This window comes from Amycolatopsis sp. WGS_07, assembly GCF_045278895.1.
GTDB lineage: Bacteria > Actinomycetota > Actinomycetes > Mycobacteriales > Pseudonocardiaceae > Amycolatopsis.
The window spans coordinates 9349529-9363376 of the sequence record NZ_CP136053.1; the positions used below are offsets into that span (position 1 = coordinate 9349529).

Consider the following 13848-nt stretch of genomic DNA (forward strand, 5'->3'; position numbering starts at 1 on the left):
GACTTGACACGTACGTACGCCAAGGGCGAACGCCGTTTTCAGTCTAGTTGTTCCCCGAGCAGGGCGAACGCGGCGCGCACCGATGCGGTCCGGATCGTGTCCCGGTCACCGGTCTCGGCCAGTTCACGCACCGTGGTCACCCCTGGTCCGCTGAGCCCGATGTACACCGTTCCCGGGGCGACGCCGTCCTGCGGATCGGGCCCCGCGACGCCGGTCAGGCCGAGCCCCCAGGTCGCCCCGCAGCGCTCCCGCACGCCGCTGGCCAGCTGCGCGGCGACCTCGGGGTGCACCGCTCCGTGCTCGGCCAGCAACTGTGCGTCGACCCCGGCGAGGGCGGTTTTCAGCTCTGTGGCGTAGACCACCAGCCCGCCGCGCAGGACCGCGCTGGCGCCCGGAACCTGGGCGAGCGTCGCGCACACGAGACCGGCCGTCAGCGACTCCGCCGCCGCCACGGTTTCCCCCGGCGGGTGAGGGTCGCGACCAGTTCGCGGGCCTCGGCCATCACGACCCCATCGCGCGGCGGCCCGCCGCGCGCAGCCAGATCGCGCGGACCAGATAGTCGACGCCGGTGATCACCGTGAGCGCCACCGCGAGGCCCATCAGCGCCCAGCGCACCGGGTCCGCGCCGGCAGGCAGCGGCAGCAGATAGGTCACGATCGCGAGGATCTGGGCCATCGTCTTCGCCTTGCCGCCGCGGCTGGCCGGGATCACGCCGTGCCGGATCACCCAGAACCGCAGCAGGGTCACGCCGATCTCGCGCACCGCGATCACGATCGTGACCCACCAGGACAGCTCGCCCAGCGCGCTGAGGCCGATTAGCGCGGCCCCGATGAGCGCCTTGTCCGCGATCGGGTCGGCGATCTTGCCGAAGTCGGTGATGAGCCCGTAGCGGCGGGCGACCCAGCCGTCGACCTGGTCGGTCGCGGACGCGATCGCGAACAGCCCGGTGGCGATCGCGCGCCAGGTGGTGTCGTCGCCGTTGCCGGTGAACAGCGCGACGACGAACAGCGGGACCAGCACGAGCCGCGAGATGGTGAGCAGGTTCGCCAGGTTCAGCGTCGGGACCGGGGTGGCCTCGGGCACCTGCGCCCCGCCGTCGGACGCGGCGGAGGGCACGCCCTCGCCCGCCCCGCTGGGCGCGGCACTCACCGGCCGGCGTCCGGTACCGGGCGGACGACCAGGTCCACGCCCGCGGAGTCGACGACCTCGCAGCGGACGAGATCGCCTACCGCGAGCGGCTTGGTGTCCTCGTCCTCGAGGATGACGCATTCGCCGTCGACCTCGGGGGCCTGGTGGGCGGCGCGGCCGACCGCGTCGTCGCCGTCCGTGCCGTCGTGCTCGACCAGCACGTCCACGAAGGTGCCGATCCGATCCTCGGCGCGCTGCGCGGTCAGCTCCTCGACCAGCGCTGAAATGCGCGCGACCCGCTCGGCGACCACGGCCGGGTCGAGTTTGCCGTCGAAGGTCTCGGCCTCGGTGCCGTCCTCGTCGGAGTAGCCGAACACGCCGACCGCGTCGAGCCGGGCCCCGGTGAGGAAGCGCTCCAGTTCGGCGAGGTCGTCCTCGGTTTCGCCGGGGAAGCCGACGATCACGTTGGTGCGGATGCCCGCCTCCGGCGAGTACTCGCGGATCTGCTCGGTGAGCGCGAGGAACGAATCGGTGGAGCCGAACCGGCGCATCCGGCGCAGCACCTGCTCGCTGGAGTGCTGGAAGGACAGGTCGAAGTAGTCCGCGACGCCCGGCGTGGTCGCGATGGCCTGCACCAGCTGCGGCCGCGTTTCGGCGGGCTGCAGGTAGGACACCCGGACGCGTTCGATGCCGTCGATCTCGGCCAGGCGCGGCAGCAGCAGCTCGAGCGCGCGGGTGCCGTCGCGGCCGAAGTCCTTGCCGTAGGAGGTCGAGTTCTCGCTGACCAGGAACAGTTCCTTCGCGCCGTTCTCGGCGAGCCAGGCCGCCTCGGCGACGATCTCGTCCGGCTGGCGGGACACGAACGACCCGCGGAACGACGGGATCGCGCAGAACGAGCAGCGCCGGTCGCAGCCGGAGGCGATCTTCAGCGCGGCGACCGGGGCGTCGTCCAGCCGCGTGCGCAGGACCCGCGGCCCCCAGCCGTGCTGCGCGTGCCCGGGCACCTCGACCTCGGCCGCCGCGGCGGGCCGCTGCACCGGGCTGATCGGCAGCAGCTTGCGCCGGTCGGACGGGGTGTGCGCGGCGATCGAGCGGCCGGCGACCACGTCGTCGAGGCGCGCGGACAGGTCGGCGTAGTGGTCGAACCCGAGCACCGCGTCGGCCTCGGGGAGGCTGTCGGCCAGCTCGTTGCCGTAGCGCTCGGCCATGCAGCCGACCGCGACCACCTTGCGGCCGGTGTCCGCCGCGGCGAGCAGCGTGTCGACCGAGTCCTTTTTGGCCGATTCGACGAACCCGCACGTGTTGACCACGACGACGTCGGAGTCCTCGGGTTCGGCGGCCAGCTCCCAGCCGCCCGCGGCCAGCCGGCCCGCCAGCTCCTCGGAATCGACCTCGTTGCGGGCGCAGCCCAAGGTCACGAGGGAGACACGGCGGGCACGAGCGGAGTCAGCGGCTGGAGAAGGCACGACGTTCAGGGTAGCCGTCGCGTCCGGACCGCCCCGCGACGGCGTCGCCCAGTGCGGTGAAGCGGCCTCCTCCGGCCGGGTCACTCCGCCGATGCCTGCGGTTCAGGACGGCGGCAGTGGCGCGGCTGAGGGGCGTCAGCCGGGCGGCGCGGCTCGATGTGCCGTCCGTGAAGGACTCCTTGAGGGAATCTGATTCCCTCAAGGAGTCCTTCACGGACCTGCGCATAGACCGCCTCAAGTCCCGCGCGGGTCACTCCGCTGTGGACACGTCCGGAGCCGTCAGCAGGGTCAGCTCCGTGTCGTCCAGTGCCTCCAGGTCGACGTCCGGACCCGCCAGCCGCATCGCCTGTGCGCGGATGGCTCGTTCGAGCAGGCCGCGGGCCGAACGGCCGTTGGCGAAGCCCGGGCCGCGGTCGAGGCTGGCCATGAAGCCGGGCAGTGCTTCGGCGAGCCCGGCGTCGAGGCGGTAGCCCTGTTTGCCCGCCATGGCGGTGAAGATCGCGGCCAGCTGGGCGTTGTCGTAGTCCGCGAAGTGCACGGTCGAACCGAACCGGGAGCGCAGGCCCGCGTTGGCGTCGAGGAAGCGGTCCATGTCCGCCGGGTAGCCCGCGGCGATCACGATCAGGTCCTCGCGGTGGTTCTCCATCTGCACCAGCAGTTCGGCGATCGCCTCGGAGCCGAAGTCGGTGCCTGTCGAGGAGCCTTGGACCAGTGTGTAGGCCTCGTCGACGAACAGCAGCCCGCCGATCGCCCGCTCGCACACCTCGCGGGTCTTCGGCGCGGTCTGGCCGACGTACTCGCCCACCAGGTCCGGCCGCGCGACCTCGACCAGGTGCCCGGACGGCAGCACGCCCAGCTCGCGGTAGATCTGTCCCATCAGGCGCGCGACGGTCGTCTTCGCCGTGCCCGGGTTTCCGGTGAACACCAGGTGCCTGCTGCGCGCCCCGACCGGCAGCCCGGCCTTGCGGCGGCGCGCGTCCAGCCGCGTTTCCGCGACCAGCGCACGGACCTGCTGTTTCACCTCGTCCAGGCCGATCATCCCGTCGAGTTCGGCCAGCAGGTCGTCCAGGCCCCGGCGCGGGCCGGCGTCGTCGCTGACCGCGACCCCGGCCTCGCCCGGCAGGTCGGCGGCGACCAGGACGGCCAGCTGGTCCGACGGCGTGTCCGGGGCGGCGGCGAGCCGGCTGGACTGCCCGCTGATCGCGGCTTCCAGCAGGCCGCGCGCGGACCGGCCGTTCGCGAACCCGCGGCCGCGCGGGATGCGGCGGATCGCTTCGGGCAGCGCGGCGAGCAGGTCCGCGGACAGCTCGTAGCCCTGGCCCTTCGCCGTCACGGTGAAAATCCCGGCGAGTTCTTCGTTGGTGTAGTCCGGGAACTCGATCCGGCCGGAGAACCGCGACCGCAGGCCCGGGTTGGACTCCAGGAACTCGTCCATCTGCTTGGGATAGCCCGCGACGAAGACCACCAGGTCCTCGCGGTGGTTCTCCATCTGCACCAGCAGTTCGGTGACGGCTTCCTTGCCGTAGTCGTCGTTGTCGTCCCGCACGAGGTTGTACGCCTCGTCGATGAACAGCACGCCCCCCGCGGCCCGCTCGCACACCTCGCGGGTCTTGGGCGCGGTCTGGCCGGTGAACTCGGCGACGAGATCGCCGCGCCCGACCTCGACCAGGTGGCCCGAGGGCAGGACGCCCAGCTCGCGGTAGATCTGCCCGACCAGCCGCGACACGGTCGTCTTCGCCGTGCCGGGATTGCCGGTGAACAGCAGGTGGCGGCTGCGGACGGCGACCTTCATGCCCGCGTCGCGCCGCCGGGCGTCGACCGCCATCTCGTCCACCATGGACCGCACGCGCTGTTTCACCGAGTCGAGCCCGATCATCGCGTCCAGTTCGGCCAGCAGCTCCGGGAGACTGCGCCGCGGACCGGCGTCGTCCACCGCGCCTACTCCGGACTCGCCGGGTTGTGGCAGGTCGGCGGCGACGAGCGTGACGAGGTCCGCGCCGCCGTCGGTGGTCAGCCGGGTGGACTGCTTGCCGATCGTCGCTTCCAGCAGCACGCGCGCGGACCGGCCGTTCGCGAAGCCACGGCCGCGCGGGATCCGCCGCACCGCCTCGGGCAGCGCGGCGAGCAGGTCCTCCGACAGCTCGTAGCCCTGGCTCTTCGCCATCGCGCGGAAGATCCGCGCCAGCTCGTCGTTGGAGTAGTCCGGGAACTCGATGGATCCGGCGAACCGCGAGCGCAGGCCGGAGTTGGACTCCAGGAAGGCGTCCATCTCCTTGGGGTAGCCGGCCGCGAAGACCACCAGGTCCTCGCGGTGGTTTTCCATCTGCACCAGCAGTTCCGCGACGGCTTCCCGGCCGAAGTCGTCGTCCTTGTCGTTCACGAGGTTGTACGCCTCGTCGAGGAACAGCACGCCGCCGACGGCCCGCTGCACCACCGCGCGGGTCTTCAGCGACGTCTCGCCGACGTACTCGCCGACCAGGTCGGTGCGGGTCACCTCGACGACGTGGCCCTTCGGCAGCGCGCCGAGCGCCCGGTAGATCTTGCCGAGCAGCCGGGCGACGGTCGTCTTGGCCGTGCCCGGATTGCCGGTCAGCAACAGGTGCCTGCTGCGCACGGCGACCTTCATGCCCGCTTCCCGGCGGCGCGCGTCGATCGTCATCTCCGACGTCAGCGACCGGACCCGTTCCTTGACCGCGGTGAGGCCGATCATCCCGTCCAGCTCGGCGAGCAGTTCCTCGATCGAGGATCCGCCGCGCTGGCCGGCCGCGGCCACGAGCGGCTCGATGTCCGGGTGGCCGATCTCGATCCGGCTGCCCGGCATCGCGCCCCGGCTGATCGCCTGCCGCGACGCGGCGTCCAGCAGGGTCTCGACCGTGCGGGCGCTGGGCTCGGCGGCCAGCGCGGCGAGCCGGTCGCGCACGTCGGCGGGCAGCCCGAACGACCGTTCCTGGGCGAGGACGCTGAGCAGCGCGGCCGCTTCGGCGGGCCGGTCGAACCGGGGCAGCCGGTACTGCAGCATGTTCTGCACCAGGTCAGGGGCCTCGGTGCTGAGCTGGTCGAGCACCTTCTCGGTGCCGTCCAGGATGATCAGGCGGCAGCTGTCCTGGTCGCGCGCGTAATTGCGCAGCACCCGGACCGTGCCCGCGGCGTCCTTCTCGAAGAGCGCGTCGACCCGCTCGACGAGCAGCAGCGCGGAGCCGCCGTTCTCGATTTCGTTGATCGTCGCGGGCACCGAGCGTTCGACCGGATCGCCGCCGTACTCGGCGAGCAGGGCGACGCAGTCGAAGAACTCGGCGGTGTCGAACCCGACCTCGGCGTCGGTCAGCGACGCCTTCAGCGCACGGGTGAACCGGCGCTGGCCGGTGTTCGCCTCCCCCACGAGCAGGATGAACGGGTTCGGCTGCTTGGTGCCCGCGGTCATCCGGGCCGCTTCGCGCTTCTCCCACTCGGCGTAGGCCTTCTGCCATTCCTCGTAGGCCTTCTCGTAGCGGGACTGCTCCTTGCGCTGCCACATCCGGTTGCCCGCGGCCAGCAGGTCGAGCGTGACCGACCGGCTGTGCCGCGCCATGTCGCCGAGCACGTTGTTGCCGGAACCGTCCGAACCCGGCCGTTCCGGCTCGGGCGGCGGGGGTTCGCCTGGCCCGTTCGCGGTGCCGTGCCGGGTGGCGTCCGCCCAGGCGACCACCCGGGTGGCGCGCGTGACGAACTCGGCCATCGATTCGGGCCCGGCGACGAACATCCCGGCCCGGCCGAGGTTTTCCACCCGCACCTGGGGCGGCGGGGAGTTCGGCCCGCTCGCGGGGGCTGGAGCGGACGGCACGGCGGTGGGTTGCGACGGCGCGGCTGGTGCGGCGGCGCGCTGTGGGGGCGGCCCCGCGGGTGCGGGAGGCTGGGCCGGGACTTGTCCGGACCACGGGGCGCCCTGCGGCGCGGGCGGGTAGCCGGGCTGCGGCGGGCGGTAGCCCTGCGGAGCGGAGGGCGGGCCGCCGTATCCGGCTTGTGGTGCGGGAGGTCCGGCGTATCCGGCTGGACTGCTCTGCGGTCCGGGGTAGCCGCCGGGATTGCCTTGCGGCGCGGGCGATCCGCCGGGGTTGCCCGGCTGCCCGGGGTTGCCCTGCGGACCGGCGAAGCCACCGGGGTTGCTCGGCGGTCCAGGGTTGCTTTGCGGTCCGGCGAAGCCGCCCGGGTTGCTCGGCGGTCCGGGATTGCCTTGCGGTCCGGCGAAGCCGCCCGGGTTGCTCGGCGGTCCGGGATAGGGCTGCCGGGGCGCGCCGCCGGGACCCGGACCGGCGTAGCCTGGCTGGCCGCCCGGGTATTGCTGGGGCGCGCCGTAGCCCGGGCCGGGAGCACCAGGGCCGGGAGCGCCGGGCGGGGGCACGGGCCTGCTGGCCCCGCGATAGCCGGGATCGCCGGGCGGCTGGGTGTACTGCCAGGTCCCGTCCGGCAGCCGCCGCTGCCACGCCTGGCCGGGGACGAGCAGCCATCCGACGCCGTCCGGGCCGGTCAGCGCGGCCGTCCGGCCCGCCGCCGCCTCGGACTGTGCGGCCTGGAATGCGTCCCACCCTGCGCGCGTCAAAGAAACCAGCTCCCCCTCAGGTGCCCGTGCGGCGAACCCGCCGCCGCCCCATTGTGCCCAACCCGGGACGCTCCGCGACGGCTAGTCGCCGAAGTCGTCCGTTCGCCGCTGTCGCGCGGTCACCACTGCAGGGCGTGTTTGAGCTGTTTGACCGCGATCGGCGCGAGTGTCGTGTTGAACGTCGCGGACGGGTGGTTGTCGTCCATGTAGACCAGCACGTTCCCGACGACCGCACGGCAGCGCTTCTGGTCGCAGTAGTAGTCGGTGAAGTCCATGAACGTCACGTTGTCCGGGACGTTGTCGACCTGCTCCCACGACGGAGTCGCGGCCACCGCGTCCTGGCGCGGCACCGAGCACGCCGGGTCGGCCGGGCTGCGCTGCGCGACGCAGCTGGCCATGTTGAACGTGTAGCGCGGGTTGTCGCGCACGGCGACGACCGGGATGCCCTCTTCGTCCAAAGTGGACCAGACGTCGACGAAACCCTTCGGCGTGGTCTCGTTCGGCCCCGGCTTGGAGTTGACCGTGCCGAGCATGATGACCGCGTCCGGGCGCGTGTCGAGCAGTTCGTCGGTGACGGCCTTGTTCCAGTCGATGCAGTTCTGGTCGCCCGGCATCAGCTCGGAGCCGGACGAGTACGGGCACGCGCCCTTCAGCATCGTGGTGACCTCCCAGCCGTCGGAGACGACCGCGGGCCGGTAAGAGGCGAGGAACTGCTGGATGTGCGAATCGCCGACGAGCACGATCCGTTTGGTCGGCGGGCCCTCCGGGGCCTCCGTGCAGATCTGCAGTTCCTTGTTGCGCGGCGAGATCGAGCACTGCTCCGGGGGCGTGCGGGCCCAGTCGTCGGCGAGCTTCACCGTGGGCGGCACGATCGACGGCGACGGCGCGCCGCGGTAGACGAAGCCCTGCGCGTGCGCGACCGCGCCCGGATGGTCCGGGTCGCCGATGGCGATCTCGTAGTTCGCCCGCGCGCTGCTCACGCCCTGCCAGACGCCGCTCGTGACGAGCACCGGGGCCAGCGCGAGCACGCCGAACCGGTAGGCGCCCCACCGTTTCGCGGTGCCGATCTTCGACAGCCGGATCGGGTTTTCGATCAGGTGGTAGGTCAGGATCGCGAGCAGGAACGACACGCCGACCACGAACGTGCCGCCGAGCAGGCCGACCGCCGGCCGGTCGCGGATGACCAGGTAGAAGACCAGCACCGGCCAGTGCCACAGGTACAGCGAGAAGCTGATATTGCCGACGTAGCCGAGGAATTTCGAGCTGAGCCAGCGGTCCGCGCCGAGCGCGCTGCCGGTCTGCCCGGCCACCAGCACCAGGCCCGCCGAGACGGTCGGCCACAGCGCGATCCAGCCGGGGAACACGCTGTCCACCTCAAGCAGGACGCCGCACAGCACCAGCCCGGCGACGCCGATCCAGCCGAGCGCGATGCGCAGCAGCCGGGGCAGCGAAACCTGGTCGAGGAACATCGCCATCAGGCCGCCGAGCGCGAACTCCCAGACCCGGGTGAGGCCGTGGAAGTAGGCCAGCGGCTGGTCGGCGTCGGTGAGGTACACCGAGTACGCGAGCGAGACCGCGAACAGGACGATCAGCACCAGGTTCACCGTGCTCCGCAGCGACCAGCCGAGCCGGCGCACGAGCAGGCCGAGCGCGACGAACAGCAGCGGCCACAGCAGATAGAACTGGCCCTGGATGGACAGCGACCAGAAGTGCTGCACCAGGCTCGCGCTGTTGTGCTGCGCGAAATAGTCCACCGAATCGGCCGCGAGCTGCCAGTTCTCGTAGAACAGCGCGGAGGCGACGACCTCGCGGATGGTCTGGAACCAGCGGTCCTGCGGCAGCAGCAGCTGCGACACGACCACGACGGTCAGCAGCACGGTCATCGCGGCCGGGAAGAGCCGCTTGATCATCCGGCCCCAGGTGGCGCGCAGTTCGATCCGGCCGCGCAGCAGCGCCCGGTAGAGCTGTCCGGTGATCAGGAACCCGGAGACGAGGAAGAACACGTCGACGCCGCCGGAGATCCGGTCGAACCACACGTGGTAGACCACCACCAGCACCGAGGCCAGCGCCCGCACGCCCTGCAGCTCCGGCCGGAACCGGGCCTGCGCGCTCGGTCCGGCCGGCGGGGTGCCGGGGCGTTCCGGGGCGACCGCGGTGCTTCCGGACATGCAGGTTCCTCCCGAGGGCCGGTAGCCGGCCCGGGGCCGCCGACTACTGGTCATGTGCGACCACTAGCTATACGTGACGGCCCGCGCCGTCACGCATCCGGGGTCCCCCGATGGAGCCGCTCGGCGCACCCGGTGCTCGCGGTAGTTATCTTGACCAGGTGCCCGACTCCCCGCTCCGTCCGTCCGCCGCGCGCGGATCGCCGACGTCCGCAAGATCAAAGCCCTCGTCGACTCCGACGCGGGCCGCGTGCTCCTCGAAAAGGATCTGGTCACGCTCTACGAGGCGGTGCAGGAGTTCTGGGTCGCGGCCGACGAGAACGAGGACGTGCTCGGCGCCGCCGCGCTGCACGTGCTGTGGGAGGACATCGGCGAGCTGCGCACCGTGGTGGTCGACAAAGCGGCCCGCGGCCGCGGGATCGGGCGCGCGCTGGTCGGCAGGCTCGTCGAGGAAGCCCGCGAGCTGGGGCTGAAGCGGCTGTTCGTGCTGACCTTCGAGACGTCGTTCTTCTCCGGGCACGGGTTCGTCGAGATCGACGGCGCGCCGGTGTCGCACGAGGTGTACGAGGAGATGCGGCGCTCGCTCGACCCGGGCGTGGCCGAGTTTCTCGACCTGCCCTACGTCAAGCCGAACACGCTGGGCAACTCGCGGATGCTGCTCGAGTTCTCGTGAGTGCTGCCGCCGGTTAGAACCGGCTTAGCCGCTCACGAGACGTGCACGGTGATCCGGTCCCCCGTCGTCGTCACGTCGGCCAGCCGGACCGTCGTGCCGGAGTAGGTCGTCTCGTGCGGGCCCGGCCGGTCGGTGTGCAGCTGGACCGACGTGTGCTCGCCGCGGCCCGGCTCGGTCAGGATCAGCGACACCACCGCGTCGCCCGCCACGAAGCACTGCCGGCCCGGCTTGCAGCGCGAGTCGGAGACCAGGTCGCGGTAGCGCACGGTCAGGTCCCGGCCGGAGACCTGGACTTCCTGGCCGCGCGCGATGACCACGTCCTGGCCCGGCTCGGCGGCCGCCGGACGGGGTGTCTGCGCGAGAGCGACCGAACCGCCCGCGCATCCGGCCAGCGCGGCGGCCGTCCCGATACCCACTGCGAGCTTCTTGAGGTCCATGCGTACTGGACGAGCCGAGCGCCCCGCCGGGTTGCACGCGCCGCTCAGAAGTCTTCGTCCTCGCCGTCGGCGGGCGAACCGCCCGCGTCGGAGCCGCCGCGGATCATGAACAGCACCGACTCCAGCTCCTCCGGCTTGATCAGCACGTCGCGGGCCTTCGAACCCTCCGACGGGCCGACCACGCCGCGGCTTTCCAGCAGGTCCATCAGCCGTCCCGCCTTGGCGAAGCCGACGCGGAGCTTGCGCTGCAGCATCGAGGTGGACCCGAACTGCGACGTGACGATCAGCTCGGCGGCCTGCAGCAGGACGTCGAGGTCGTCGCCGATGTCCGGGTCGATCTCCTTCTTCTCGCCCGCCTTGGCGCTGGTGACGCCCTCGTTGTAGTCCGGCTGCGCCTGCTCCTTGGCGAAGTTGACGACCGCGGCGATCTCCTCGTCGCCGACGAACGCGCCCTGGATGCGGACCGGCTTCCCGGCGCCCATCGGCAGGTAGAGCGCGTCGCCCATGCCGATCAGCTTCTCCGCGCCCGGCTGGTCGAGGATGACCCGCGAGTCGGTGAGCGACGACGTGGCGAACGCGAGCCGCGACGGCACGTTCGTCTTGATCAGGCCGGTGACGACGTCGACCGACGGCCGCTGCGTCGCGAGCACCAGGTGGATGCCCGCGGCACGGGCCTTCTGGGTGATCCGGACGATCGCGTCCTCGACGTCGCGCGGGGCGGTCATCATCAGGTCGGCCAGCTCGTCGACGATCGCCATGATGTACGGGTACGGCCGGTACTCGCGTTCGCTGCCCGGCGGCGCGGTGATGTCGCCGGAGCGGACCTTGGCGTTGAAGTCGTCGATGTGGCGGACCCGGTTGGCCTGCATGTCCTGGTAGCGCTGCTCCATCTCCTCGACGAGCCAGGCCAGCGCGGCGGCGGCCTTCTTCGGCTGCGTGATGATGGGCGTGATCAGGTGCGGGATGCCCTCGTACGGCGTCAGCTCGACCATCTTCGGGTCGATCAGGATCATCCGGCATTCGTCCGGGGTCGAGCGGGCCAGCAGCGACACCAGCATCGAGTTCACGAAGCTCGACTTGCCGGAACCGGTGGAACCGGCGACCAGCAGGTGCGGCATCTTCGTGAGGTTCGCGGTGACGAACTCGCCCTCGATGTCCTTGCCGAGCCCGATCAGCATCGGGTGGTTGTCCTTGACCGTGGACGGCGCGCGCAGCACGTCGCCGAGGCGCACCATCTCGCGGTCGGAGTTCGGCACCTCGATGCCGACCGCGGACTTGCCCGGGATCGGCGCGAGCAGCCGCACGTTGTCGGTGGCCACCGCGTAGGCGATGTTCTTGGTGAGCGCGGTGATCTTCTCGACCTTCACGCCCGGGCCGAGTTCGACCTCGTACCGGGTGACCGTCGGGCCGCGGGTGAAGCCGGTGACCTGCGCGTCGACGTTGAACTGGTCGAGAACGCCGGTGATCGACTCGATCATCTGGTCGTTGGCCTTGCTGCGGGACTTCGGCGCGTCGCCGAGCTTCAGCAGGTCCGGCGGCGGGAGCGTGTAGTCGCCCTCGACGGTCCGGGTGACCGACAACGCCGGTTCCGGAGCCTTCTTCGGCTTCTTCTCCGGCACGTCGGCGGGCGGCGCGACCGGCTTCGGCGGCCGGATCGGCGTGGCGGGCTCGGCGAGCGCGGCGTCGATGTCGAGCTGCTCGCCGTCCTTGTCGGCACTCGCCTGGCGCCGCCGTGACGGCTTCCGCAACCGGACCGACTTCGGGTCGGCCTCGGGTTCGTTGTCCTCGGGCTCTTCGTCGTGCTGACCGGCCTCGTATTCGGCCAGCTCGTGCTCGTCGAGCCCCCAGGTGCGGAGGCGGTGCGGGATGTCGCGCACCGGCGTGCCGGTGAACACGAGCACGCCGAACAGCAGCGCGAGGATCAGCAGCGGCACCGCGACCCACGTGGTGACGCCCTTGGTGAGCAGCCCGCCGGAGAACGCGCCGAGGATCCCGCCCGCGTACATCCGGCCGTCGTTGGTGTCCGGGAGCGCGGTGAAGATGTGCAGCATCCCGAGCACGGACAGCACGACCAGCACCGTGCCGATGACCATCCGCGGCCTGGTCTCCGGGCTCGGTTCGGACCGCATCAACGCGACCGCGACCACGAGCAGCACCAGCGGAAGCGTCACGGCCCCCGCGCCGAGCACCGTTCGCGTAGCGACCTCGACCCCGGCCCCGATCGGCCCGGCAGCCCGCCACCACACCCCGACCGCGGCGACGATGGCGAGCGCGATCAGCCCGAGCGCGAGCCCGTCGCGCCGGTGCTCGGCCTCGAGTTCCCGGGTGCGCCCGACGGTGCGGGCCAGCGAACCGACTCCCTTGGCGACGAGGTTCCAGGTGCCGCGCACCCCGCGCCCGAACGCGCCGTTCTTGCGGCTGGCCGGCCGCCTCGCGGTGGACGTCCGGGGCCGGGTACTGCTCCGTGCCCTGGTCGAGCCTTTGGACGACCTGCTGGAGGCAGCCGTCCGAGACTTCGCGGGGGTACGCGAACTACGCGCCGGTGCCTTCCCGCCGCTTCCCGCCGTGCTCCGCTTCCTCGTCGCCGACCCAGCCATGCCTCCACGGTAACGGGCGAGGACCGATAGTCACATGTGCCACTCGCAGCGCACCCGAAACAATCGTCTCCAGATCACAGTGGATCTTGTGGAAGCATCTGGCTCGACCCTCGCTGTTCCCCGGAAGCCGAGGCCCTTCATGCCGAGCCCTGCCGAGATCGTGCGCGCTCTTGCCGAGCGGACCGCTTTCGCGGCGCCGCCGCGGGGTACTGGGCGGTACCACTACCTCCGCACGTCCGGCTGGAACCAGCACACCGACCGGACCACGGAGGGCCGGGTCCTGTCGGCCAGCACCGAGTTCTTCGACCGCGAGGACTGGATCGCGTCGGACGGGTCGGGGCGGCTGCTGGTGCGGCGGGGAGACACCGTCGTGCGGCCGAGCGGCGACTTCCCGCCGGGCGGGTTGATGGGCGGTTTCCTGGCTGCGACGGATCTGCCTTCCGTGGCAGCTGAATTGCGCCGCCGGACAGGCCCTGCCGGGGCGGTCAAGGCGTTCTGCACTTTCTGGCGGACCCAGGTCGTGCGGCCGGAGCTGCAGCGGTCGCTGCTCCTGTGCTTGGCCGGCCAGCCTGGGCTGGCCGTGGAGGACGCGGATCCGCCAGGCATTGCCGTAAACCAGCCGGATCCGAGGCGGCGGGTGGTCCGTCGCCTCGTATTCGCCCCGGAGACCGGGATGCTGGTGATGACCCAGGACATCGAGGACGGCGGGGCGACTGTCGGGGGATGTACCCGCTGGCTCGATTCCGGATACACGGATTCCACCGAATCACGACCGCAAGCGGCTTCCTGACCGGGACCCGCCGCGA

Annotated in this window: 8 protein-coding genes and 2 pseudogenes; 3 read left to right on the forward strand and 7 right to left on the reverse strand. The window is 71.5% G+C overall.

Annotated features, from left to right (window positions below):
- Positions 1 to 38: 38 nt before the first annotated feature.
- The 5 genes and pseudogenes from RPX00_RS43935 to RPX00_RS43955 all read right to left on the reverse strand — a co-directional run bounded on the left by RPX00_RS43935 (position 39) and on the right by RPX00_RS43955 (position 9338).
- Positions 39 to 502: pseudogene (locus RPX00_RS43935) on the reverse strand (CinA family protein).
- Complete coding sequence (gene pgsA / locus RPX00_RS43940; RefSeq protein ID WP_406634805.1) at positions 502 to 1149, reverse strand: CDP-diacylglycerol--glycerol-3-phosphate 3-phosphatidyltransferase; 648 nt, start codon at positions 1147 to 1149, stop codon at positions 502 to 504. Before pgsA ends, RPX00_RS43935 begins: the two are co-directional and overlap by 1 nt.
- The gene (rimO, locus tag RPX00_RS43945; protein WP_406634807.1) at positions 1146 to 2594 is read right to left on the reverse strand and encodes a 30S ribosomal protein S12 methylthiotransferase RimO; all 1449 of its coding nucleotides are present in this window, start codon (positions 2592 to 2594) and stop codon (positions 1146 to 1148) included. Before rimO ends, pgsA begins: the two co-directional genes overlap by 4 nt.
- Before the next feature lie 250 nt (positions 2595 to 2844).
- Complete coding sequence (locus tag RPX00_RS43950; protein ID WP_406634809.1) at positions 2845 to 7170, reverse strand: AAA family ATPase; 4326 nt, start codon at positions 7168 to 7170, stop codon at positions 2845 to 2847.
- 119 nt (positions 7171 to 7289) lie between these two features.
- Positions 7290 to 9338: an acyltransferase family protein gene (locus RPX00_RS43955; protein ID WP_406634811.1), complete on the reverse strand. Its 2049-nt coding sequence runs from the start codon at positions 9336 to 9338 to the stop codon at positions 7290 to 7292.
- 175 nt (positions 9339 to 9513) lie between these two features.
- Between RPX00_RS43955 and RPX00_RS43960 the strand changes: the two are divergent.
- Positions 9514 to 10008, forward strand: a pseudogene (locus RPX00_RS43960) (amino-acid N-acetyltransferase); the annotation flags it as partial.
- Between the two features lie 32 nt (positions 10009 to 10040).
- On the opposite strand, the gene RPX00_RS43965 reads toward RPX00_RS43960, so the two are convergent.
- Positions 10041 to 10424, reverse strand: coding sequence for a hypothetical protein (locus RPX00_RS43965; protein ID WP_406634813.1), 384 nt, complete (start codon positions 10422 to 10424; stop codon positions 10041 to 10043).
- Between the two features lie 65 nt (positions 10425 to 10489).
- On the reverse strand, positions 10490 to 12835 hold the full coding sequence (locus RPX00_RS43970; RefSeq protein WP_406634815.1) for a DNA translocase FtsK: 2346 nt from the start codon (positions 12833 to 12835) through the stop codon (positions 10490 to 10492).
- Here RPX00_RS43970 and RPX00_RS43975 point away from each other — a divergent pair.
- Together RPX00_RS43975 and RPX00_RS43980 are read left to right on the forward strand one after the other, a co-directional pair.
- Positions 12825 to 13055: a hypothetical protein gene (locus RPX00_RS43975; protein ID WP_406634817.1), complete on the forward strand. Its 231-nt coding sequence runs from the start codon at positions 12825 to 12827 to the stop codon at positions 13053 to 13055. The genes RPX00_RS43970 and RPX00_RS43975 overlap by 11 nt on opposite strands.
- A gap of 126 nt (positions 13056 to 13181) precedes the next feature.
- Positions 13182 to 13832, forward strand: coding sequence for a hypothetical protein (locus RPX00_RS43980; RefSeq protein ID WP_406634819.1), 651 nt, complete (start codon positions 13182 to 13184; stop codon positions 13830 to 13832).
- Positions 13833 to 13848 lie beyond the last annotated feature (16 nt).